This window comes from Kitasatospora sp. NPDC101157 (assembly GCF_044768255.1).
Lineage (GTDB): Bacteria > Actinomycetota > Actinomycetes > Streptomycetales > Streptomycetaceae > Kitasatospora.
In genome coordinates this window covers 116412-138534 of the sequence record NZ_JBIWPL010000020.1, presented here as the reverse complement: position 1 = coordinate 138534, position 22123 = coordinate 116412, and the positions used below count along the sequence as shown (strand labels likewise).

At 72.6% G+C, this 22123-nt stretch carries 24 protein-coding genes and 1 pseudogene; 14 read left to right on the top strand and 11 right to left on the bottom strand.

Going from position 1 to position 22123, the window contains the following annotated elements:
* Positions 1 to 35 precede the first annotated feature (35 nt).
* A complete protein-coding gene (locus ACIRVF_RS31225; protein WP_402825205.1) occupies positions 36 to 434 on the top strand; it encodes a type II toxin-antitoxin system VapC family toxin in 399 nt (132 codons plus the stop codon).
* A gap of 152 nt (positions 435 to 586) precedes the next feature.
* On the opposite strand, the gene ACIRVF_RS31220 is transcribed toward ACIRVF_RS31225, so the two are convergent.
* Both ACIRVF_RS31220 and ACIRVF_RS31215 read right to left on the bottom strand, forming a co-directional pair.
* Positions 587 to 1747, bottom strand: a complete 1161-nt coding sequence (locus tag ACIRVF_RS31220) for a Mu transposase domain-containing protein (RefSeq protein WP_402825277.1) — start codon at positions 1745 to 1747, stop codon at positions 587 to 589.
* Between the two features lie 90 nt (positions 1748 to 1837).
* Positions 1838 to 1906 (bottom strand): annotated as a pseudogene (locus ACIRVF_RS31215) (transcriptional regulator); the annotation flags it as partial.
* A gap of 365 nt (positions 1907 to 2271) precedes the next feature.
* Here ACIRVF_RS31215 and ACIRVF_RS31210 point away from each other — a divergent pair.
* Together ACIRVF_RS31210 and ACIRVF_RS31205 are read left to right on the top strand one after the other, a co-directional pair.
* Positions 2272 to 2529 (top strand): hypothetical protein, encoded by a 258-nt coding sequence (locus tag ACIRVF_RS31210; protein WP_380413606.1) that lies wholly within the window; start codon positions 2272 to 2274, stop codon positions 2527 to 2529.
* 88 nt (positions 2530 to 2617) lie between these two features.
* Positions 2618 to 3409, top strand: a complete 792-nt coding sequence (locus ACIRVF_RS31205) for a hypothetical protein (RefSeq protein WP_402825202.1) — start codon at positions 2618 to 2620, stop codon at positions 3407 to 3409.
* A gap of 55 nt (positions 3410 to 3464) precedes the next feature.
* Here ACIRVF_RS31205 and ACIRVF_RS31200 read toward each other — a convergent pair whose 3' ends face one another.
* Positions 3465 to 3860, bottom strand: a complete 396-nt coding sequence (locus ACIRVF_RS31200) for a VOC family protein (RefSeq protein WP_402825199.1) — start codon at positions 3858 to 3860, stop codon at positions 3465 to 3467.
* 144 nt (positions 3861 to 4004) lie between these two features.
* On the opposite strand from ACIRVF_RS31200, the gene ACIRVF_RS31195 reads away from it, so the two are divergent.
* Both ACIRVF_RS31195 and ACIRVF_RS31190 read left to right on the top strand, forming a co-directional pair.
* Positions 4005 to 4901 carry a LysR family transcriptional regulator gene (locus ACIRVF_RS31195; protein ID WP_402825196.1) on the top strand — a complete coding sequence of 299 codons (897 nt, stop codon included), beginning with the start codon at positions 4005 to 4007 and terminating at the stop codon, positions 4899 to 4901.
* Entirely contained in the window at positions 4885 to 5655 is a 771-nt protein-coding gene (locus tag ACIRVF_RS31190) for an aldo/keto reductase (protein WP_402825193.1), read from the top strand. The genes ACIRVF_RS31195 and ACIRVF_RS31190 overlap by 17 nt, the downstream gene beginning before the upstream one ends.
* 132 nt (positions 5656 to 5787) lie before the next feature.
* Here ACIRVF_RS31190 and ACIRVF_RS31185 read toward each other — a convergent pair whose 3' ends face one another.
* The 3 genes from ACIRVF_RS31185 to ACIRVF_RS31175 all read right to left on the bottom strand — a co-directional run bounded on the left by ACIRVF_RS31185 (position 5788) and on the right by ACIRVF_RS31175 (position 9660).
* Positions 5788 to 6615, bottom strand: coding sequence for a hypothetical protein (locus tag ACIRVF_RS31185; RefSeq protein WP_402825190.1), 828 nt, complete (start codon positions 6613 to 6615; stop codon positions 5788 to 5790).
* 259 nt (positions 6616 to 6874) lie between these two features.
* Positions 6875 to 8263, bottom strand: coding sequence for a metallophosphoesterase (locus tag ACIRVF_RS31180; protein ID WP_402825187.1), 1389 nt, complete (start codon positions 8261 to 8263; stop codon positions 6875 to 6877).
* Between the two features lie 239 nt (positions 8264 to 8502).
* Positions 8503 to 9660, bottom strand: coding sequence for a LacI family DNA-binding transcriptional regulator (locus ACIRVF_RS31175; RefSeq protein ID WP_270145572.1), 1158 nt, complete (start codon positions 9658 to 9660; stop codon positions 8503 to 8505).
* Between the two features lie 359 nt (positions 9661 to 10019).
* Between ACIRVF_RS31175 and hisC the strand changes: the two genes are divergently transcribed.
* The 6 genes from hisC to ACIRVF_RS31145 all read left to right on the top strand — a co-directional run bounded on the left by hisC (position 10020) and on the right by ACIRVF_RS31145 (position 16287).
* Positions 10020 to 11105 (top strand): histidinol-phosphate transaminase, encoded by a 1086-nt coding sequence (gene hisC, locus ACIRVF_RS31170; RefSeq protein WP_402825182.1) that lies wholly within the window; start codon positions 10020 to 10022, stop codon positions 11103 to 11105.
* 375 nt (positions 11106 to 11480) lie between these two features.
* Positions 11481 to 12845, top strand: a complete 1365-nt coding sequence (locus tag ACIRVF_RS31165) for an efflux RND transporter periplasmic adaptor subunit (RefSeq protein ID WP_402825179.1) — start codon at positions 11481 to 11483, stop codon at positions 12843 to 12845.
* 2 nt (positions 12846 to 12847) lie between these two features.
* Positions 12848 to 13645 (top strand): ABC transporter ATP-binding protein, encoded by a 798-nt coding sequence (locus ACIRVF_RS31160; protein ID WP_402825176.1) that lies wholly within the window; start codon positions 12848 to 12850, stop codon positions 13643 to 13645.
* The gene (locus ACIRVF_RS31155; protein ID WP_402825173.1) at positions 13642 to 14859 is read left to right on the top strand and encodes an ABC transporter permease; all 1218 of its coding nucleotides are present in this window, start codon (positions 13642 to 13644) and stop codon (positions 14857 to 14859) included. The genes ACIRVF_RS31160 and ACIRVF_RS31155 overlap by 4 nt, the downstream gene beginning before the upstream one ends.
* Positions 14860 to 14872: 13 nt before the next feature.
* Positions 14873 to 15457, top strand: a complete 585-nt coding sequence (locus ACIRVF_RS31150) for a hypothetical protein (protein ID WP_402825170.1) — start codon at positions 14873 to 14875, stop codon at positions 15455 to 15457.
* 407 nt (positions 15458 to 15864) lie between these two features.
* Positions 15865 to 16287 carry a hypothetical protein gene (locus ACIRVF_RS31145; RefSeq protein ID WP_402825167.1) on the top strand — a complete coding sequence of 141 codons (423 nt, stop codon included), beginning with the start codon at positions 15865 to 15867 and terminating at the stop codon, positions 16285 to 16287.
* Between the two features lie 167 nt (positions 16288 to 16454).
* Here the strand turns inward: ACIRVF_RS31145 and ACIRVF_RS31140 are convergent, their stop codons facing one another.
* Complete coding sequence (locus ACIRVF_RS31140; RefSeq protein WP_402825164.1) at positions 16455 to 16901, bottom strand: anthrone oxygenase family protein; 447 nt, start codon at positions 16899 to 16901, stop codon at positions 16455 to 16457.
* Positions 16902 to 16992: 91 nt separating this feature from the next.
* Here ACIRVF_RS31140 and ACIRVF_RS31135 point away from each other — a divergent pair, with 91 nt between their 5' ends.
* Positions 16993 to 17571, top strand: a complete 579-nt coding sequence (locus tag ACIRVF_RS31135; protein ID WP_402825161.1) for a TetR/AcrR family transcriptional regulator — start codon at positions 16993 to 16995, stop codon at positions 17569 to 17571.
* Positions 17572 to 17614: 43 nt separating this feature from the next.
* Here the strand turns inward: ACIRVF_RS31135 and ACIRVF_RS31130 are convergent, their stop codons facing one another.
* Positions 17615 to 18022: a nitrilase-related carbon-nitrogen hydrolase gene (locus ACIRVF_RS31130; RefSeq protein WP_402825158.1), complete on the bottom strand. Its 408-nt coding sequence runs from the start codon at positions 18020 to 18022 to the stop codon at positions 17615 to 17617.
* On the opposite strand from ACIRVF_RS31130, the gene ACIRVF_RS31125 reads away from it, so the two are divergent.
* Positions 17970 to 18350, top strand: a complete 381-nt coding sequence (locus ACIRVF_RS31125) for a DUF3995 domain-containing protein (protein ID WP_402825274.1) — start codon at positions 17970 to 17972, stop codon at positions 18348 to 18350. The two genes, ACIRVF_RS31130 and ACIRVF_RS31125, sit on opposite strands and share 53 nt — an antisense overlap.
* Positions 18351 to 18527: 177 nt before the next feature.
* On the opposite strand, the gene ACIRVF_RS31120 is transcribed toward ACIRVF_RS31125, so the two are convergent.
* The 3 genes from ACIRVF_RS31120 to ACIRVF_RS31110 all read right to left on the bottom strand — a co-directional run bounded on the left by ACIRVF_RS31120 (position 18528) and on the right by ACIRVF_RS31110 (position 21064).
* Complete coding sequence (locus ACIRVF_RS31120; protein ID WP_402825155.1) at positions 18528 to 19298, bottom strand: MerR family transcriptional regulator; 771 nt, start codon at positions 19296 to 19298, stop codon at positions 18528 to 18530.
* A 4-nt stretch (positions 19299 to 19302) separates the two neighbouring features.
* Positions 19303 to 20142 carry an alpha/beta fold hydrolase gene (locus ACIRVF_RS31115; protein ID WP_402825152.1) on the bottom strand — a complete coding sequence of 280 codons (840 nt, stop codon included), beginning with the start codon at positions 20140 to 20142 and terminating at the stop codon, positions 19303 to 19305.
* 100 nt (positions 20143 to 20242) lie between these two features.
* The gene (locus ACIRVF_RS31110; RefSeq protein WP_402825149.1) at positions 20243 to 21064 is read right to left on the bottom strand and encodes an alpha/beta fold hydrolase; all 822 of its coding nucleotides are present in this window, start codon (positions 21062 to 21064) and stop codon (positions 20243 to 20245) included.
* 253 nt (positions 21065 to 21317) lie between these two features.
* On the opposite strand from ACIRVF_RS31110, the gene ACIRVF_RS31105 reads away from it, so the two are divergent.
* Positions 21318 to 22064, top strand: coding sequence for a helix-turn-helix domain-containing protein (locus ACIRVF_RS31105; protein ID WP_402825146.1), 747 nt, complete (start codon positions 21318 to 21320; stop codon positions 22062 to 22064).
* Positions 22065 to 22123 lie beyond the last annotated feature (59 nt).

Below are 22123 nucleotides of genomic sequence, written 5' to 3'. Positions count from 1 at the left end.
GGTTGAGGCTGGTGGAACATGAGCGGACTCAGCCGGTGACCCTGGTCGACTCGTGCGTGCTGCTGGACCTCATGACGAACGACCCCACTTGGGCCGACTGGTCCGAAGTCGAGCTCGCCAAGGCCCAGGACGAGGGACAGGTGGTGATCAACCCGATCGTCTACGCCGAGGTCTCAGTGGCCTATGCGGCGATCGAGGAACTCGACGCGGTCCTCCCCGCTGAGGCCTTCGCCCGAGAGCCGCTTCCGTACGAGGCCGGGTTCCTGGCCGGCAAGGCCTTCCTGCAGTACCGCAAGCGTGGAGGTCGGAAAACCGCTCCGCTTCCGGACTTCTACATAGGCGCGCACGCGGCTGTCCGGAACTACCGCCTGCTCACTCGGGATGCCACGCGCTACCGCAGCTACTTCCCGACCGTTCGGTTGATCTGCCCTTGACGGCTGTTCGGCGCATGGCGGCTCTGCTCAGGTTCCGCTCGATGAAGATCGCCCGCCCAGGGCAACCGGGTCCACCTCCCGCCGCCGACCGGCCTCGCAGGCGGCGGTGACTCGGGAGCCGGGACCGGCTCCCGAGCCACCGCCCCGGCCGATCAGCTCCCGGTGCCGTCGGCCGGGCGGGCCCGTGGGGCGGGCACCCGTGGCGTCGCGCCTTCCCCGTCGGGCCGGTGGGTGGGCTGGAGGGCGAACCGGGCGCGCAGCGCGTCGGCTTCGGCCAGGGCCCGGGGGGACGGTGGGCGCGGCGTGTTCCGCCGGCAGAGCGGGGCGTCGGCGGGCACCGGCGCCGGGTGGCGCTCCAGCACGGTGATGGCTCTGCTGTGTTCGACGACCGTCAGCCCGGCCTCCGCCGGAGCGAGCGGGCAGCGGGCGATCACGGCGCCGGCGGGGGTGGCGATGGACAGGTGGGACTGGTCGAGGCGTCGGCGGACTTCCACCGGCGCGTCGACCAGGTGCTCGGGCAGGGCGTAGAAGTTGCCGCGGAAGGGCACCAGGCCCTGGGCGGTGACGGTGCGGCGGGCACGCACACGGACCGGGTAGGGCGTGGGCAGCTTCCGAAGTGCTGGGGTGCCGGTGCTTCCCCACCGGGCGTCCAGGCGTGCGGCGCACCGGTCCAGACCGTCCCAGGCGTTCCGAAGGCTGGTGCCGTCCGGCAGCCCGCGCCACCACGAGCGGATGGCCTCGTCCAGGGTCCGGCGGGTGGAGGAGCGTTGGTCGGTCGACAGCCGGCACTCGACGCGCACGCCGTAGTGCTCGGCCACCTGCCGGAACTCCGGCGTCACCCGGTCGGTTCGCGAGCACCACACGGTCGGTGTCCGGCCGAACCGCCAGCATTCGGCGGTGCCACCGAGTCGTCTCAGCACGGTGTCGACGGCTTCGACGAGGTGGGGCAGCTCCTGGTCCTCCGCCAGCGCCACCGCCCAGCGGCCGATGCGGCCACCCGCGCCCGCGCCCGCGCCCGCGCCGGGGCCGGGGCCGGGGCCGGGGAGCGAGCCCACCAGCAGCCCTGCCCGGTGGCCGTAACCCCAGGACGGCGGCGGATCGGGGAGCCGCAGCCAGTCGAACTCGACGGTCCCTTCGGCCGGCACGGGAGCGGAAGGCCCGCTCGCGGCCACGGCCAGGTTGTGGCACTGCCGGCAGCGTGGCCTGGCCTGGTGCCTGCGCAGGGCCCCGGTGAAGGTCGAGTAGCCGCCCTCGTAACCGAGCTCGACGACCTCGTCGAAGAGGACGGTGGCAGCCAGGTGCGGGTCCTCCACCAGGCGCTGGCGGCAGTACGGCAGGAACTGGAGGAATCCGTCCCGAGGGGGAATTCTGAGGCCAGGGATCCGCTCTCCCCGGAGGTAGGACCTCACGGTTTTCCGATCGCGCCCGAGGTGCCGGGCGATCCTGATTATCGACCATCCTTGGCGATGCAAGCTTACCGCTTCCAGGTATTCCTTCCAGGACAGCAAGAAGCCTCCCAGTGGTCCGTTCGACCCGGCGCAAGCCTATGAATATGCCGAGGGCAAGTCGGAAACATAGCATCGAGCGAAAAGGAGAAACGTTTCTCTTGTAATGGTTTTACTGGGGATTTTTGGCGAGCAGCACCAGTGGTGAGTATAGGATTACCCGTGCTCCGCCCCTTTGGGCCGCCACTTCACGTGGGCTCCGCGGGTGGCGGGAAAATATTCACCCCCCGGGTCTTCGCCCTGGGTAATTTTGCAGAGCATCTCCGATATCGAATATGGAAGGACGCCCGTACGTCGTAAAACCGCGCCCGCCGCTCCTCGTTGATGTACCCGTGACTTCACCATGCCTGCCCTACGCCCCGTCGCCTCCGGTGCGGGAGCCGATCGCCCCGCTCGGGACATGGCTGTTCGTCCCCGACCGCCGCAACGCCGTGGGCGACGTGTCCACCGGCTACCTGTCGCGCAACGGCGAGCGTGTCGTCCTGTCGCACACCTCGCGCCCGCTGGCCGACCTCGTGCGGAAGATCGGCCAGCTGGAGAGCGACTTCGCGGCCCGGATCGGCGCCCTGCTCTTCCCGGAGGAATCGTGACGCCGCCGGTGCCATCGAGCTGCTCCGCGCCGGGCCGGACGGACCGCCGGACCGATCCGCAGCCGGACGACCGCATGGGGAGCCTGCCGTGTACGACCGGATGACCGACCTCCTCGGCGCGTACGGGGCCCGCGGCTACGGCGAGGCGAACCACGAGGGTTGGGCCGCTCCCGGGGACCGGGGCCGCGAGGCGGCCCGCTCCGCGGGCGACTGGTACGACGACGGCTTCACCTACGGCCTCGGCGCCGTGCCCGATGACGCACAGGCGTTCAGCCCCGTCGTCGCGTCGGCCGCAGGATGGGAGAACGAGACGGCGTTCGTGCCGCCTCCGCGATCCCCGGTGGAGCCGTCCGGGACTCGTGGGACGGGCGGACCGGTCGGCCCGGTGAGCCCGGTGGGCCCGACGACTTCCCGGCATCGCCGACGCCCTCCCTTTCCCGGCCCGGCCTGGCCCCGCCTGGTCAGCTCCGCCTGCGGCGCGCTGACGGCGCTGACGGTGACCGCGGCATGCGCGCTGGGCCTGGTGTTCTCCTACGGGCCCCTCCAGGAACTGGCTTTCTCGCGGGTGCCGCGCGGACTGTCACAGGTGTGGCCGGTGGTCGTCTACGGACCGTGGCTCGCGGGTTGTCTGTCGGTCCTGCGCGCCGTCCAGCACGGGCGTCAGCCGTTCCACTCCTGGGTGGTGGTCGTGCTCTTCTCCGGCCTCGCCGCCGGACTGTGCGTCGCCGACGTCCCCTGGACGGTGTCCGCCGTCGTCGTCTCCGGCCTGCCGCCGCTCACCGGTGTCATCTCGCTCCACCAGCTCGTGCGCCAGCTCACTGCGGCCAGGCGGGCGCGCCAAAGACTGGACCGGCAGGCCGGTCACCGGGCCCGCCGGTGAACCCTCCCCGACGGTCCGGTCGACGGGTGGCGGTCACCGTGTGCTCCGCCGGTGGTCATTCCGTGGCCTCGCCGGCGTCCTGGGAGTACCAGCGGAGTTCGACGGTGTTGCCGTCCGGGTCCTGGACGTAGAGGGAGGTGCCGGTGCCGCGGGCGCCGTAGCGGGGGCCGGGACCGTCGAGGACGGTGAAGACGCCGGAGTCGACGACCTCCTGCCAGTCGAGGGGCTCCACGGTGAGGCAGATGTGGTCGACGTTGGACTCGTGCCGGGGGCGGTCGAACAGGTCGATGATCGTGTCCGGGGTGACCCGGACGGACGGGAAGGAGACCTTGCCGGCCCGCCACTCGTCGACCCGGACCGGCTCCAGGCCCAACAGACCGGTGTAGAAGGCCAGGGACCGCTCGATGTCGGCGACGTTGAGGACCAGGTGGTCGAGGGCGACGACGCGCATGGTGATCCGCTCCGGTGGTGTGGGTTCCGCTGGGGACGGGCTCCACGATCCTCCGGACGGAAGCGATCATCAATGCCGGATCGCCGTACGATCATTGAGCTGGATTAAACGGTGCCGGGCGCGTGACGGCAGGACGGGGGCGGCATGCTGGAGCGGCTGGAGACGGAGATCTTCCTCGCGCTCGCCGAGGAGCTGCACTTCGGCCGGACCGCCGAGCGGCTGCGCCTCACCACCGGCCGGGTCAGCCAGGTCGTCGGAAAGCTGGAACGCCGGGTCGGCGCACCGCTGTTCGACCGCACCAGCCGGTCCGTGCGGCTCACTCCGGTCGGACGGCAGCTGGCCGAGGACCTCACCCCGGTGGTGGCCGCGATGGAGCAGGCGCTGCGCCGGGCGGTGGACGCCGGCCGGGGGGTGACCGGCGAGCTGCGGGTCGCGTTCCTCGGGGAGTGGACGGCCCCGGTGCTGCTCAGGGCGGTCGCGTTGTTCGGGGAGCGGCACCCCGACTGCCGGGTGGACGTGCGGGAGGCGCACCTCTCCAACTCCCGCTCCAGCCTGGAGGACGGCTCGATCGACATCCTGGTCGCCTCCTACCCCTTCGACGGCATGGCGCTCGGCCCGGTCCTGCTCACCGAGCGGCGCGAACTGGCCGTCCCGGCCGGGCATCCGCTGGCCTCGGAGGCCTCGGTGTCACTGGAGGTGCTCGCGGACCACCCGGTGGTGCAGTACCCGGCGGTCACCTCGGTCGGCTTCAAGCGGGACCGCACCCCCGACCGCACCCCCTCGGGCCGTCCCGTCACCAAGGGCCCGTCCGGCGCCACCTTCTCCGAGATGCTCAGCCTGGTCGCCATGGGCCGTGGCGTCCTGCCCGTCGGCGAACTCTGCCGCCAGTACTACCCCCGCCCGGACCTCGCCTACGTCCCCATCCACGACGCCCGGCCGATCGAGCGGGGGCCGATCTGGCTTCCGGCCAACAGCACGGAGCGGGTGCGGGAGTTCGTCCGGGCCACGGCGGATGTGGCCGCTGGTGCCGGGGGTTCGTAGGGCCGGGTCCGGAGGGGGCGGTCGGTCTGTCAGGAGATGGCCCGGAGCCTGGCGGGGGCCGGGCAACGACGGCCCGGGCGGTTCGGGGCTGTCCCGACGGGCGATCCTGGAGCAGGTCGACGGCTCGCTGGCCCGTCTCGGCACCGACCACATCGACCTGTTCCAGCTGCACCGCTTCGATCCCGCGACTCCGGTGGAGGAGACCGTGGCGGCGCTGGCCGAGGTCGTCGCCGCGGGGAAGGTCCGGTACGTCGGCGCCTCCTCGATGTGGGCCTGGCGGTTCGCGAAGCTGCAGCACGCCGCGGCCCGGAACGGCGGCCCGGCCTTCGTGTCGATGCAGCACCAGTACAGCCTGGTGCAGCGGGAGGAGGAGCGGGAGATGTTCCCGCTGCTCGCCGACCAGGGGGCGGGGAGCCTGGTGTGGTGCCCGCTCGCCTCGGGGCGGCTGGCCCGCCCGTACGGCGAGTCGACGGCGCGCTCGGCGGGGGACCCGGTGGCGGGGCGGTTCTTCGCGGACGTCGACCGGCCGATCGTGGACGCGGTGGCGGCGGTCGCCGGCGCCCGTGGGGTGCCGATGGCGCGGGTCGCGCTGGCCTGGGTGCTGGGCAACCCGGTGGTCACCGCGCCGATCGTCGGTGCCACCCGGCCGGAGCACCTGGACGACGCGGCGGCCGCGCTCGACGTCCACCTGACCGGACAGGAGCGCGCGGCCCTGGAGGCGCCGTACACACCCCGGCAGCCGACCGGGTTCTGAGCGGGCCGGAGCACTCCGGTACGACCTGCGACCCGGCTCCCGCTGGACCTGCCCGCGCTGGTCGTCCCGGTCGGTTCGGGTGCCGGCGGTGTCCGCCGCTCAGCCGGCCCCGGTCGGCGTCAGCGGTCGGCGTCAGCGGACGTCGTCCGGCCCGGTGAAGTCGGGCGGGGTGTAGCCCGGCCCGGTGAAGTCGGGTGTGGTGAAGGCGGCGGGGCGGGGGGTGTGGCCGTCGGTGTCGGTGAGGCCGCCGGTGCCGGGGCTGGTGAAGGCGGGCGGGCTGTACCCGGGGCCGGCGAAGCCGGGGGCGGGACGGCCGGGGACGGCCGGCAGGCGGGTGTGGAGGTACGGCAGCAGGCCGCGCTCGCGCAGGGCGGTGCGCCATTCGGCCCGGGCGGTGGCGAGTTCGGCGGCGAGCTCGGGGTCGGTGCCGGCCGGGACGGCGGCGGCGCCGTCGCGTATGGCGGTGAGCAGCAGCCCGACGACGCCGACGGCCATCGCGGCCACCCCGGCGGCGAGCGCGACCCAGCCTGCGGTGACCATCGAGCGGCCGAGCAGGAGGCCGGAGTCGACGGCACGCAGCAGGTAGCCGACCAGCAGCAGGACCAGCCCGGCGGACCAGGCGAGGATCGGGGTGAGCACGGTGAGGACGGGGAACAGCCCGGCGCCGCCGTTGGTGGAGCGCAGCTGGCTGAGCAGCCCGGGGGCGTACGGTTCGACGTCGACCGGCGGCGCGGGTGTGGCGCGCAGGCTCTCGCGCAGCGCGGTGTAGTGGGCGTACTCGGTGGCGGCCGCGGTGTTGACGGCGTCGGCGTCCCGCAGGGCGAGGACGCGCAGCTGGTCGGCGGTGAGCGCGCCGGGGGCGCGCAGGGCGGTGAGAACGGTGCGGTCGCGCAGGGCTTCACCGAGGAGGCGCTCGTACTCCGGGCGGTCCTCGGCGTGCAGCGGCGGGGGGTTGGTCATGGGGACCCCGTTCATGCGGACCCCGGCCGGCAGCGAGGGCGCGGGGCCGCGCCGGGGACGCGGGACACCCTCGGAACGCCGGGACGGGCGCGGAGGCGGGCCGCCGGACGGGCGGCCGGGTGTGGTGTGCCTCATGGTAGGGGCGGGCGCGGCCGTGCTGACAGTCGGTTTCCGGAATTTCGCGCCCCGGACGGCGCGCGTGCGGGGGCCCGGGCGCCGGGAACAACTGTTCCAGTGGAGCCCGGCTGTTGACCTGTCGTCAGATCGGCAGCCGGGCGACCAGCAGTCGGCCCTCCATGGTGACCCCGCCGTCCATCGCCACCGCCAGGTCGTCCGCGTACACGTAGGGCCCCGGGATGTGCGGCGGCTGTCCGTCGTCCGCGTGCACCGCGCCGGTGAGGTACGGGATCGGGCTGTGCCCGTGCACGATCCGGGAGCCGCCGTAGGTGTCGAGCAGCTCGTGGACGGCCATCGGGCCGGCGTCGCCGCGGAAGGCGAAGCGCTTGGTGAAGCGGCGGAAGCAGTCCCACCACTCGTCCACGCCGCCGTCGGCGAGCAGGCTGTGCACCGCGTCGTTGACGTCGGGGATGGACTCGCCGTACTCCAGGTACGCGGTGGTGTCGGAGTGCAGCAGCAGGTGCCCGTCCTCCAGCCCGATGGCGGGCAGCCGGGACAGCCAGCTGATGTGGTGGGCCTCCAGGCGGTCCAGGTCGTTCTGCTGGCCGCCGTTGAGCCGCCAGGCGGCGAGGAAGGAGGCGGTGCCGGCGGTGGACTGGACGGGCTCGTCGCCGTACTTGTGGGCGCCGAGGAAGAGCAGTTCGTGATTGCCCATCAGGGCGCGGCAGTAGCCGCCGGCTGCGGCCGCCTCGGCGGCGAGCTGCATGACCAGGTCGATGACGCCGATGCCGTCCGGGCCGCGGTCGGTGAAGTCGCCGAGGAACCAGATCCGGGCGCGGCCGGCCGACCAGTGGCCGTCGGCGTCGATCAGGCCCTGGTGGTGCAGTTCGGCGCGCAGCTCGTCGAGGTAGCCGTGCACGTCGCCGACCACGTACACCGGGCCGGGCGGCTCGCCGGGGCCGGGGGCCGGATACGGGTAGGTCGGGGCGGCGGGGTCGGGCAGCGGCGGGCCGAGCTCGATGGTCGGCGGGTCGTCGCGGTCGGCGAGCTGGAGGGCCGGGGAGGGCTGGTCGGGCAGGGTGGGCTCGTAGCCGGGGTGGTCCTGGACGTCGTGGCCGGAGTGAACCTCGTGGCCGGAGCGGACGTCGTGCCCCGTGTGGACGTCGTGGCCGGCGTGCTCCGGGGTGTCGTAGCCGCCCTCGTACCCGGCGGCCTCGTAGCCGCCCTCGTAATCGCCCTGGCCCTGGTGCGAGAAGGCCGCCGCGAGATCGACCGGCCCCTGGTCGGTGCCGATCCCCTGGGCGTGCACGGTGTGCCCGTGGCCCTGGCCGTCGGCGGGCCAGTGCTGCTCCAGGTAGCGTGCGCCGCCGTAACCGCTGTAGGTCTCCGCTTCGTACGGTGCGCTGTCCTGGTAGCCCGCGGCGGGCTCGGGTTCGTAGTAGGTGCCGTACGGCAGCACATCGAGGTCCGGCTGGTGGCGGGGGCCTGAGTGGGGGTGCTCAGGTCCGGGGAAGCGGTCCTCGGGTGTCATTCGCCCATCATAGGAAGACCACTCTCCCGGCGTCGTCACCTGGTGGGTATCCAATCCTCCGGAGCGTCAGCCGGGCGGCGGCGCAAGGTCCGTTTTGTCCCGGCTCGGTAGGGTCTCGCCGACCTGTCGGCGACCTCTCGGCGACCGCTCGCCGGTCGTCGGTGTCCTGCGGTCGTCCCGCGGTCGTCGGCCCGACGGTCGTCGGTCTCCCGGCGGCCGACGGCCGGTGCGCGCGAGGTCTACACCTCGCCCGGCGGGCGGGGCGGGCTGACGGTGGTGCGCGGGCTCCGCCGCTGGGAGGAGGCGCGGACGATCAGCTCGGTCGGCATCAGGGTGCCCGGCGGCGGGCCGTTGCCGGCGGTGCGGAAGCGCGGCGGGAAGAGCCGGGCGATGTCCACGCCCGTCCCGGAGTCGACGCCCTCGATGGCGTCGATGAGCAGGTTGACCACGGTCGTGCCGATCTTGCGCGGCTTGAGCGAGAGTGTGGTGATCGGCGGCTCGGTGGCCGCGTAGACGTCGCTCTCGCTGCAGCAGACCAGCAGCAGGTCGTCCGGCACCCGCAGGCCGTAGCGGCGGGCGGCGGCCAGCAGGTCGGTGCCGTTGGGGTCGAACAGGCCGTAGACGGCGTCCGGCCGGTCGGGGCGGGCGAGCAGCCGGTCGGCGGCGACCGCGCCGGCCGCCGGATCGTGCGCCGGGTAGGCCTCGTACACCGGCTCCTGGCCGACCTTGGCGCACCAGCCGAGGTAGGCCTCGGTGGAGAGACGGGTGTAGGTGTCGGTGCTGGTGCCGGTGAGCAGGCCGATCCGGCGGGCGCCGGCCTCGGAGAGGTGGTCGAGGATGCCGAGCACGGCCGCCTCGTGGTCGTTGTCGACCCAGGCGGTGACCGGGCAGTTGCCGGGCTTGCCGTCGCTGACCACCGGCACGCCGGACCGGTACAGCTCGCTGACCAGCGGGTCCTGGTCGGGCGGGTCGATCACCACGGTGCCGTCCAGGGCGATGTTGCCCCAGACGTCGTGGCGGGAGGAGGCGGGCAGCACCACCAGCGCGTAGCCCCGGCCCAGGGCGGCGCTGGTGGCGGCCCGGGCCATCTCGGCGAAGTACGCGAACTCGGTGAAGGTGAAGGGCTCTTCGCCGTAGGTCGTGACGGTCAGCCCGATCAGGCCGGACCGTCCGGTGCGCAGGGTGCGGGCCGCCGCGGAGGGGCGGTAGCCGAGGCGCTCGGCGACCTCGCGCACCCGGCTGCGGGTCTCGTCGGGCAGGCGGCCCTTTCCGTTCAGCGCATCGGAGACGGTGGTGATCGACACTCCGGCGGCTGCTGCCACATCCCGGATGCCGGCCCGCTCCAGACGCCGTGAGGTGGTGGGTCGCCGACCGCTCTGGTTGGCTGCTGCTGTCATGGCGGACCGATCGTATGGCTCCTGACAAGGGTCTGTGACCGGCGCATCGGGAGCCTTCGGAGATACGTTTCTCCAAGAGTGAGCCGGGGTGCGCCCCTTCGATCCCCTCCTGAAACCAGGCGTCTTACCTCTGACATGTGCCAAAGGAACCGGGCAGAATGGCTGATCTGCGCCTGTAACCCGTCCGGGCATCTCACTCCTACGGGTGAGGGTGGTCGGTATCGTGCAAGGCACCCGACCGGGGTGGTCCGGCAGGCGCGTCCCGAGATCCCGGGGGCGGAGCCGGGTCCCGGGGTACGGCGGCGATCCCGACCGTGCCAGGGCGGGCGGACCGGCAGAGAACACGAAGGAGTACGACCGTGAGCAGTGGTACCTCAGCGCAGGGCCCGCGCCTGCGCCCGAGTCTGGACGGCATCCCCACCTACAAGCCCGGCAAGCCGGCCGGCGCCGACGCCTACAAGCTGTCCTCGAACGAGAACCCGAACAACCCGCTGCCCGGCGTCCTGGAGGCGGCGGTCGCGGCGGCCGGCTCGTTCAACCGCTACCCCGACATGGGCGTCAGCGAGCTGACCGCCGTCCTGGCCGAGCGCTTCGGCGTCCCCACCGAGCACATCGCCCTCGGCACCGGCTCCGTCGGCGTCGCCCAGTCGCTGGTGCTCGCCACGGCCGGCCCCGGGGAAGAGGTGATCTTCGCCTGGCGCTCCTTCGAGGCCTACCCGATCATCACCCAGATCGCCGGTGCCACGCCCGTCCCGGTCCCGCTCAAGGCCAACGGCGACCACGACCTGGACGCGATGCTCGCCGCCGTCACCCCGAACACCCGGCTGATCTTCGTCTGCAACCCCAACAACCCCACCGGCAACGTCGTCCACCGCGCCGAGCTGGAGCGCTTCCTCGACGCCGTCCCCGGCGACGTCCTGGTGGTCGTCGACGAGGCCTACATCGAGTTCATCCGCGACCCCGAGGTGCCCAACGGCATCGACCTCTACCGCGACCGCCCGAACGTCTGCGTGCTGCGCACCTTCTCCAAGGCGTACGGCCTGGCCGGCCTGCGGGTCGGCTTCGCGATCGCCCACGAGCCGGTGGCGGCCGCCCTGCGCAAGACCGCCGTGCCGTTCGGCGTCAGCCAGCTCGCCCAGGACGCCGCCGTCGCCTCGCTGCGCTCGGAGGAGGCGCTGCTGGTCCGGGTCGAGGCGCTGGTCGAGGAGCGCAACCGGGTCGTCGCCGGGCTGCGCGCCCAGGGCTGGGACATCCCGGACTCGCAGGCCAACTTCGTCTGGCTCGGGCTCGGCGAGCGCTCGGCGGACTTCGCCGCGGCCTGCGCCGCGGCCGGGGTGATCGTCCGGCCGTTCCCGGAGGGCGTGCGGGTGTCGATCGGCGAGGCCGAGGGCAACACGATCTTCCTGTCGGTGGCGGAGGCCTTCCGCAAGGAGATCGACGGCTGATCGGCCGCAGAGCGGCGGTCGGAGGCCGCCGGCGGTAGGTCGCCCGGTTCGGGCACCCCGTTTCCGGCACCCGGTTTCCGGTTCCCGTTTCCGGGTTTTCCGGTTCCCGGTTCGCAGGGGCGCGCTCCTCGGGGTGCGCCCCTGCGGCGTTCCGGGCGCCCCCGCGTTCGTGGATGTGGGATCCCTGAGGAAGCCCTGCCGGATCGCTGGGGATCGCTGGGAGGGGGCTGGGAGTTCTGCCAACGACGGCCCACGGCCGGGCCAAGCTGCCCGTCCGGGGCGGGCGATTCGGAGGGAATGCCCGGATCCGGTCGGTCAGCCTTCTCCCAGCCGCCGCCCAGGGCAGCGCAAGAGCGCCCGGCGAAGCTGTGCGCCATGAAGGTGCTCCCACGGCGGCGAGGTGCCGTCCTCGTCAACTCCGCGCTCGGCGTGGCCCTCCTGGGCGGTGCGGCCCTGGTGTACGCCACCGTCAACGGCAGCGGCGGTACGGCGGCCGCCAAGCCGGTCACCCGTACCGCGACCGTCGCCAAGGGGACGGTCCTGGCCACCGTGTCCGGAACCGGCACCCTGGTCTCGCCGACCGACGCCGCCCAGGACTTCACCACCGGCGGGCGGCTCACCGCCGTCAAGGTGGCGGTCGGGGACGCCGTCAAGAAGGGCCAGGTCCTGGCGACCGTCGACACCACGGCGGCCCAGCAGCAGGTCGACGCCGCCCGGTCGGCCCTCACCACGGCGAACGCCAACCTCACCAAGGCGGAGGCCGGTGTCACCACGACCACCACCGAGCCGCTGCCCGGGGCCACCACAGCCCCGCAGGCCGGCAGCGGCGGCGGTCGCGGGGCGGGCGGGAGCAGTACGCCCGCCCCGCAGACCACCACCGTCACCACCACCAAGGTGGACGACGCGGCCGTCGCCCAGGCCCAGCAGCAGGTCGCCACCGCGCAGACCAACCTCGCCAACGCGCAGGCCGCGCTGGCCGGTACGACGCTCACCGCCTCGGTGGACGGCACCGTCGCCTCCATCTCGGCGAAGGTCGGCGACACCGTGGGCTCCCCGGCCTCGGGCTCCGGTTCCTCCTCCGCCGCCAAGTCCACCGGCACGAGCGCCGGTTCGGGCTCGCCCAGCGGCTTCATCGTGCTGACCAACCCGACCGGGATGCAGGTCACCGCGAACTTCTCCGAGCTGGACTCGCTCAAGCTGAAGAAGGGCGAGGCGGCGACCGTCACGCTGAACGCCCAGTCCGACACCAAGCTCAACGCGACCGTCCTGTCCGTCAGTTCGCTGCCGTCGAGCAGCGGGAGCGGCGCGGCCGGCTCCTCCGCCGTGCAGTACGCGGCCACCCTGCAGCTCACCGGCGACACCAGCACCCTGCGCACCGGCCTCAGCGCCACCGTCCAGGTGATCACCGGCGAGGCGGACGACGCGCTCTCGCTGCCGACCTCGGCCCTGTCCGGCACCGGCGCCTCGCGGACCGCGACGGTGGTGCAGGCGAGCGGCGCCACCGAGCGGGTGGACGTCGGCGTGGGCGTCGAGGGCGACAGCACCGTGCAGGTGGTTTCCGGGCTCAAGGAGGGCGACAAGGTCGAACTTCCCACCACCAGCGGCAACAACGGCTTCCCGAACGGCTCCTTCCCGGGCTTCGGCGGCGGCGCCGGCGGCCGGGGCGGCAACGGCGGCGCGGTCGGCATCCCGGGCGGTGGTGGCGGCGGCGGTGGCGGCGGCCGGGGCGGTAAGGGCTGAGCATGCAGCACGTCATCGACAACCGCGTCCCCGCGACGCCCGTACCGGTGATCCGGATCCGCCGGCTCACCAAGTCGTACGGGCACGGCGACGCCACCGTGCACGCCCTGCGCGGCCCGTCCCGGCCCGGGACGGACGAGCCGGCCGGCGTCGACCTGGACATCGAGCAGGGCGACTACGTTGCCGTGATGGGCAGTTCGGGCTCCGGCAAGTCCACCCTGATGAACATCCTCGGCTGCCTCGACGTCCCCACCTCCGGCCGCTACCTGCTGGACGGCACCGACGTCGGCCACCTGGACGAACAGCAGCTCGCCCTCGTCCGCAACCGCAAGATCGGCTTCGTCTTCCAGTCCTTCAACCTGGTCCCGCGCACCACCGCCCTCGCCCAGGTCGAGCTGCCGCTCGCCTACGCGGGCGTCCGGGCCGCCGAGCGCCGGCGGCGGGCGATGGCCGCGCTGTCGCTGGTGGGGCTGGGTGAGCGGGCCGGGCACAAGCCCAACGAGCTCTCCGGCGGCCAGCAGCAGCGCGTCGCGGTGGCCAGGGCGCTGGTCACGGCGCCCGCCATGCTGCTCGCCGACGAACCCACCGGCAACCTGGACAGCCGCTCCACGGAGGAGGTGCTGGGCCTGATCGACGGGCTCAACGCCACCGGCCGCACCGTCGTGCTGATCACCCACGAGGACGAGGTCGCCCAGCACGCCAAGCGGGTGCTGCGGCTGGTCGACGGGCAGATCGTCAGCGACGTCCGGCAGGCGGCCGCGGACGGGCTGCCGCCCGCACTCCTGGGGGTTCCGGCATGATCCTCTGGCAGACGCTCCGCTTCGCGGCCGGTGGGCTCGCGGCCAACAAGGTGCGGTCGGCGCTCACCATGCTGGGGGTGCTGATCGGTGTGGCCTCGGTGATCCTGCTGCTCGCGGTGGGCAACGGCTCGTCGCAGGCGGTGAAGGACTCGATCACCTCGCTCGGTACCAACTCGCTGACGGTCAGCTCAGGTTCGGCGGCCGGCGGCTCGCGCTCGGTGTCCTCGGTGAAGAAGCTGACCGTCGCCGACGCCAAGGCGCTGGCGAGCGACGCGGACCCCGGCTCCTCGGCGATCAAGTCCGTTGCGCCGGTGGTGACCACCAGCGCGACGGCGCTGTACGGGAACGTCTCGTACAGCCCGGGCTCGGTCGTGGGAACGTACCCGGCGTACTTCGAGACCGCCAACCAGAAGGTCGCGCACGGCGAGTACTTCACCAACGACGACGTGCTCGGTTCGCGCAAGGTCGCGGTGCTCGGCGCCACGACGGCCAAGCAGCTGTTCGACACCGAGGACCCGGTCGGGAAGAAGATCGTCCTCGGCGGGACGCCGTTCACGGTGGTGGGTGTGCTGCAGGCCAAGGGCGGCAGCGGGTTCACCGATCCGGACGATGTGGTGATCGCACCGCTGCCGACCGTGCAGAACGCCTTCACGGGCTTCGGGGCGGTCAACCAGATCCTGGTGCAGGCGTCGTCCGCCGACACCACGACGGCGGCACAGTCGGAGATCACCCGGGTGCTGCTCGGCACCCACGCGATCGCCGATCCCACGAAGGCCGACTTCCGGATCACCAACCAGGCCTCGCTGCTCACGGCGAGGGAGAGCACGACGAAGACCTTCACCGTGCTGCTCGGCGCCGTCGCGGCCATCTCGCTGCTGGTCGGCGGGATCGGGATCACCAACATCATGCTGGTGACGGTCACGGAGCGGACCCGGGAGATCGGCATCCGCAAGGCGCTGGGCGCCCCCCGGGCCGTGATCCTGGGGCAGTTCCTGACCGAGTCGACGCTGCTGTCGGTGATCGGCGCGGGGTTGGGCGTGGCGGCCGGGATCGTCGGCTCGCACTTCAGCATCGTCGGCATCAAGCCGGTGGTGATCCCCGAGTCGGTGCTCGGCGCGTTCGGCATCGCCGTCGCGATCGGACTGTTCTTCGGCAGCTACCCCGCCAACCGGGCCGCCTCGCTGCGGCCGATCGACGCCCTCCGGCACGAGTAGGAGCCCTTCCTCGATGAATCACGACGAACAGGTTGCGCTGCTCTCCACGCCGCCGGACGCGCGGGACGTGAGCGCGGAGCTGGCTGCTCCGCCGAGGCGGAAGCTGCCGTGGCTGACGCTGGTCCTGGCGGGCGGCGTGATCGCCACCGGGGCGTTCGCGGGCGGGGTCCGGTACCAGCAGGGGAACGGCGCTTCGAGCGGCAAGTCCTCCTCCCCCCGAGCGGCTGCTGCCGCTTCCGCGGGCGGCGGGTACGGCCAGGGCGCCGGGCGCCGAAGCGGTCAGGGACAGGGACAGGGGCAGGGGCAGGGGCAGGGAGGCTTCACGCGCGGCACGGTCAAGGCCGTCGACGGGAACACGGTCTATCTGACCGACACCAACGGCAACACCGTCAAGGTGACGACGGCGGACTCGACCAAGGTCCAGCTGAACAAGGAGGGCAAGGTCACCGACCTCCAGCCCGGGCAGAGCGTGACCGTCGTCGGGACGCCCGATGCCAGTGGCGGGTTCAACGCCAGCCAGCTCGTCGAGGGGGCTGCCACCGGCGGCTTCGGCGGCGGTGGCTTCGGAGGTGGAAACCGGAACCCGTCCGGAGGCTGACCCCCCGGCAGTCGGACGCCCGCGAGGCCCTCGCCCTGATCGGTGCGAGGGCCTCCGCGTGTTCCAAGCGAATCGTTCCGGCGGCCTCTTGCTACCCGCAAGAGGCCGCCGTCGGTCGATTCACCAGTTCTGTGCGGTTCGCCCTGCACTCATCACCAGCCCACAACTTCGGTAGGAAGGCCGCCGCCGACGGCTCCACCGAGCCCGCCTCCTGGACGGCCACCGTCCACGTCGGCGGCTCGCCCTCGCCGGACACCTGCACCGGCGTGTGGGGCGGCTCTGCCTGGACAGCGGCAGCGGACGTCAGGGGGTGGGTCTGGCCCCACCCCAGGTGTGGGGCCAGACCGGTGTCGGGCCGCTCGCCGCCTCCGTAGATTCGTTCTCACCACGACACGGAGGACAGAACCATGGCGATCACCGCGACTGCGAACCTCGGCAACTCCCGGACCCACGAGGTCTTTGCGACTGCGAAGAAGTGCGTCGCGCTCTTCGGTGCCATCGGCCTGATCACCCTCGCGACCGTCGTGGTCATGGCCTCCACCGGCCACGCCACCACTCCGTTCATGTGGATCCGCGGCGTCATCTTCCCCGCCCTCGCCCCGGTGCTCCTCCGCCTGGCCGGCCGCGCCGCCGAGGGCTCCTACAAGGCCTTCGACCGCATCCGGACCCTCTCCACCGTGATGCCGATCGCGGTCATCGCCGTCGACCTGATCCCCGGCATCTGCCCGGCCTGGTACGCCGTCCTCCAGGGACTCTCCGCCCTCGCCCTCGTCCCCGTCGCGGTCCTCACCCGCACCAAGGCCGTCGCCACCGCCTTCCCCAAGCAGTGATCCCCGGGCCCCGCTCAGGACGTCGGAACAACGAGGCGCAGGAAGTCGCCGGTCCGACTTCCTGCGCGGTCCCTTTTTCCCGGTGGTCGGACGGGCCCCCGGTGGTCGGGCGGGTTCCCCGGTGGTCGGGCGAGCGTCCCCGGTGGTCGGGCGAGCGTCCCCGGCGCTCAGACGAGGGCGGCGACCAGCAGGGTGAAAGCGGCGATGATGACCGCGACGCGGACGTAGTGGAAGCGGTTCCAGCGGTTCAGCTGCTCCTTCCAGTCGGCGGGCCGGTTCTCGGGGGTCCACGTCTTGTTCCGGTTGTTGATCGGGACGAGCAGCAGGACCGACATGATCACGCTGACGATCAGCAGCACGGCGGCGGTGACCACCAGCCCGGCGCCGTGGCGATGCCATCCGGAAACGGCCCAGATCGCGCTCAGGACGAGCGAGCCGATGTACCAGAACGGCATCAGGGCGCCGAGCATCCGGCCCCCGTGGGCGTTGGCGAGCTGGGTGCTGTCGTCGGGGAGTGCGTTGAAGATCGGGTTCATGACGAAGGCGACGGAGAACTCCACCCCCACCATCACGCCGACGACCACGGTGGTGAAGACCTCAAGTGTGTTGAGCATGACGTTCCCTCCTGGCATCTAGCGTTGCTAGCTGATGAAGCAACACTAGACCTGCTGCCGCTCTCTTGTCTAGCGGTGCTAGAGTCGATGCATGTCGGTACAAGAACGCAAGCAGCGCGAACGGGCCGAGCGCGAACGCCTCATCGTGGCCACGGCCCGTGAACTCGCCGAGCAGCAGGGCTGGGACGCGGTCACCACCCGCCGCCTCGCCGAGCGCATCGAGTACAGCCAACCCGTCCTCTACAGCCACTTCCGGGGCAAGCGCGAGATCATCGGCGCGGTCGCCCTCGAAGGCGCCACCGAGATGGCCGCGGCGCTGCGGGCCGCGACCTCCGCCGCGGACGGCCCGCGCGCCCGGGTCACCGCCCTCGCCCGGAGCTATCTCGACTTCGCCGCCCGCAACCCGGCGGTCTACGACGCCCTGTTCCAGCTCGACGGCGGCCTCGCCTTCGCGCAGGAGGACACCCCGGAACCCCTGAAGGATGCCTTCGCCGCCCTGCTGGAGAGCCTCGGCGAGGTCGCCGGCGACGGTGTCCACCCGGGAGTGTTCACCGAGACGTTCTGGGCGGCCCTGCACGGACTGGCCACCCTGACCCGGGCCGGGCGGCTCCCCCCGGAGTACGTCGACCAGAGGGTGCAACTGCTGGTGGACCGGCTCGCCGTCAGCTGACGGCCGCCCGGCACCGGCGCTCCCGGAGGAGGTGCCTTCGCGGTCAGCCCTTGCGGAGGACCGCGCGGGCGAACTCGTCGGGGGCGGTGCCCGCTTCGGCGAGCAGGGTTCCGTCGGCGGACCAGATGCCCGAGCGGCCGGAGGTGCGGCGGAAGCCGCCGCCGGTGGGGCCCGCGAAGGCGGCCGTGGCGACCCAGACACCGTGCTCGGCGGCGACCCGGCGGGCGCGTTCGCCGTGGACCCCGGCCTCGTGGTCGGCGTGGACGACGCCGGCCACGTAGCCGTCGATGCCGAGGGCGGCCGTCCGGGCGGCGTGCTCGGGGATGCCGGTGTCTCGGCAGACGGCGAGGCCCAGCCGCCAGCCCTCGACCTGGTCCGCCGCGTTCTCCGCCGTCCACCTGTACTGGCTGCTGGGCGGCCGGACCGGCCTGCCGGACGGGCTCTCGGTCACCGGCAACACCCCGCTGCTGGTGATCGACGTCCTGGCCATCCCGGGTTGCGCGGTCGCCGCCGTGCTCGCCCTGGCGATCGTCCGGCCGTGGGGCGGGCGGCTGCCGGCCAGGCTCCTCGGTCACGTCCTCCGGGGCATCACCGCCGTGCTGCTGGTGCACTCCCTGCCGTCCGTCCCGGACTGGCTGGCCCTCGCCACCGGCGCCCGGACGACCGCCGACCTCGACGCCATGGACCGCTTCGCGACCCTGCTCTACGAGCCCTTCTTCATGACCGGCGGCCTGCTCTTCGGCCTCGCCGCCCTCGGCACGCTCGGTCGCCGCCGGTGACGCCCGAGCAGCGCCGGACCGCAGCGGCACGCCCGGCAACTCGGCGTCCGGCCGAGGGCACCGGGCCGACGGAGGTCACCACCCGGGCCACCGGCGGGACCCGGTCCGTACCGCCGGCCGAAGTCGTGGCGCACGTCGGTGAGTTGCTCACCGCCGACGAGTAGCGGATCCGGAGGGTTACGGGACGTCGAGGCCCGCGGCGCGCAGCTTCTGTTCGATCAGCGCGGTGAGGCGGGTCCAGCCGGGCCGCTCGTCCTCCCCGTGGTGGGTGAGGAGTTCGTGGCGGGTGTCGCCGTCCTGGCGGGAGCGGAGACCGCCCAGGGTGGGCAGCAGGGAGGGGTCGGCGATGAAGTGGGCGGCGACCTCCTCGGCGAGTTCCTCGATCCTGGGGTCGTCCGGGGCCCACTTCCCGGCGCTCCAGGTGAGCTTGATGACGGCGACGTGTCCCGGGTCCTCCAGGCCGTGCTCGATCTGGGCGAGGTAGTCGTCGAAGCCCTCCGGCATCAGGGCCCGGACCAGCACCAGGCCCTCGTGGGCCGTCCTCAGGTCGTCCGCGTCGAAGCCGAGTCCGGGCATCCGGTCGAGCAGGGCGCGGGCCCGGGCGGGCAGCAGGACCCGGTCGCCGGTGGCGAGTTGGCGCAGGGTCTCGCGTCGGGCGATCAGTTCGTCGATCCTGGCGGTGAGGTTCTGCTCGACATCGACGAGGGCGGCGGCGAAATCCTCGGGACCGGCGTCGAGGATGGGGGCGATCTCGGCGAGCGGCACGCCCGCGCCGGCCAGGGTGCGCACCTGGACCAGCCGCAGCAGTTCGGGGCTGCCGTAGCGGCGGTAGCCGGAGCGGTCGCGCGCGGGCTCCTCGACCAGGCCGTTCTTGTGGTAGTGCCGGATGGTCTTCACCGTGACACCGGCGAAGGCCGCGGCCTGGCTGATCGTTACTCCGTCCGTCATGGCGTCAGTTGACCAGCCCGTCCCGGAGGGCGGCAACCTCCCGGACGGCGGCGGCGATGGCGCGGAAGTCCTTGCGGACGACGGTGGTGTGCTTGCTCGGGACGGTGGCGCTGACCCGGACGTCGGGATTGCGGGCGAGGATCGGGTCGAGGGTGGCACGCATCGCGGTGAGGCCCTCGTCGGTGCCGCCGAGACTGGCGCCGGTGGCGACGAGGAAGCGCATCGGGAAGGTGACGAGGTCGAAGACCGGGCCGCTCTCGGCGACGATCTCGTTGAGCTCGATGTTGATCTCGGCGTGCTCGGCGGCGGACATCCGGGCGGCCATGCCGAGCGGGCGGACCAGCGGCATCAGCGGGGCGAACCGCTTGAACAGCTTGCGGATCTGCTCCTTGCCGGCCTCGCGGCCGCCTTCGACGGTGGCGAGGTAGTCCCAGGGGTAGCCGCCGTCGACCATGACGGCGCCGGCCAGTCGCTCGGGGTTGCGGGTGGACCAGTGCAGGGCGAGGGCCGCGCCGTAGGACCAGCCGACGATGATCGGGTCGCGGGCGCCGGTGGCGGCGAGGACGGCGTCGATGTCGCGCAGGCAGGCCTCGAAGGTGTAGTCGGCGGACTTCCGCGACTTGCCGCGGGCCCGTTCGTCGAAGGTGATGTGCCGGTAGCCGCCGCCGAGTTCGGCGATGACGCGCCGCCAGTCCTTCTGGGTGCAGTAGGAGCCGTTGAGGTAGAGCACGGGGCGGCCGTCCCCGCCGGTGTCGGTGACCGCCAGGGCGGTGTCCTCGACCGGCAGCATGCGGGTCCGGGCGCGGTGGGTGGTGGACCGTCGGGCGTTCGCGTTCGTCTTCATGCCTCCAGCGTCGGGGTTGACCTCGGGTCAAGGTCAACCCCGGTTCCGGCAACACTTCCGGCGGGTCGGTGGGCGGTGCCGGGGCACCCGGCGGTTTCACTCAACTCTCCTGCTGAGCAAGGGCGGTGGCGACGGCGTGGATGGTGTCGGCGACGGTCCGGTGGTCCTTGCGGAGGATCTTGGAGTGGTTGCTGGGGACCTTGGCGGCGATCTGGATGTTCGGGTTCCCGGCGGCGATGCCGGTGATGACGGTGCGCAGGCCCTCGATCGTCCGCTCGTCGGCTCCCAGGTTGCCGCCGGTGGCGAGGACGTAGTGGACGGGGACGGTGAGCCGGTCGAAGACCGGGAGGAGGAGGTCGGGGGCGGACAGGCCGATCAGTTCGAGGTTGATCTCGGCGTGCTGGACGGCGCTCATTCGGGCGGCCAGGCCGAGGCGCCGGCACACCGGGAACAGCGGGCTGAGGCGGGCGAAGAGGCCGCGGATCCTGGCCTTGGCGGCCTCGTCGAGCGGCTCGACGGGCATCGCGCCGTCCACGGAGACCGCGCCCAGCACCCGCTCGGGGTGGCGGTCAGCGTAGTGCACGGCGACCATCGCGCCGTACGACCAGCCGACCAGGACCGCCCGCCGCACGCCGCGGGCGTCCAGCACGGCGTCCAGGTCGCGCAGGCAGGCCTCGAAGGAGTAGTCGGAGGCGAGGGCGGACTTGCCGCGGGCGCGCTCGTCGTAGGTGATGTGGCGGTAGCCGTCGCCGAGGTCGGCGATGACCCGGCGCCAGTGCGAGCGGTCGGCGTAGGAGCCGTTCAGATAGACCACGGCGGTGCCGTTGCCGCCGGTGTCGGTGACGGCCAGGGCGGTGTCGTCGACCTCGACCGTGCCCGACCAGGCGGGGATCCCGGGGGTGGTGTCGGTGCGCTTCTGCATTGTCGTCCCTTCCTCTGCTCCGGCAGCCGGCCGCTGCGGCCAACTGCTTTCTCATGAGGGAAAGGCTACGTTGCGTTTAGTGATTCAGCAATTGGTCCGTTGCGTGGAACCACTATCCTCGCAGGTAATATGCGTGAAATCATTGCAATCGCCATGCAGGGAATGCAACGGAGATCATCTCCTCCATTGCAATGGACTGGCGATGAACGCTACCTTGTAGAGGTACCCCACACGGAGCACGAAGGAGGCCGCGATGCCGGGCGGCAGACTCACCCAGCAGGAACGCCAGCAGATCGCGCTGGGGCTGGCCGACGGGCTCGCCTACGCGGAGATCGCCAGGCGCCTCGACCGGCCGACCTCGACCGTCACCCGCGAGGTGATGCGCAACGGCGGCCCCACCGCCTACCGCGCCGACCTCGCCCACCGCGCCACCGGCCACCGGGCCCAGCGCCGCCGGCAGCCCGCGGCCCACGGCGCGAACGCCACCCCGCAGCCGCACGGCCGCGACGCCGAGGCGGTGCGCGCCTTCGAGGAGGTGCTCACCACCGTCATGATGCAGTCCGGCATGCCCAGGATGATGGCGCGGGTGCTCTCCTGCCTCTACATCACCGACGACGGCAGCCTCACCGCCGCCGAACTCGTCGAGCGCCTCCAGGTCAGCCCGGCGACCGTCTCCAAGTCGATCGCGTTCCTGGAGAGCCAGGGCATGGTGCGCCGGGAGCGCGACGAACGCCGCCGCGAGCGCTACTTCATGGACGACGACATGTGGTACCGGTCGATGAGGGTCAGCGCCCGGGCGACCGCCCAGCTCGGCGACACCACCCGCCAGGGCGTCGGCATCCTCGGCGCGGGGACCCCGGCCGGTGTGCGGCTGGAGAACATCGCCCGCTTCCTCGACTTCATCTCCGAGTCCATCGCGCGAGCCGCCGAGCAGGGGCGCGAGGTGCTCCACACGAAGCCCGAGGTGCTCCACACGAAGCCCGAGGCGTCCTCGGACTGACCTGCGGCGATGGGGGGGGGGGGGGGGCCGCCCGCCCCACCCGCGCCCCCCGCCGGGGC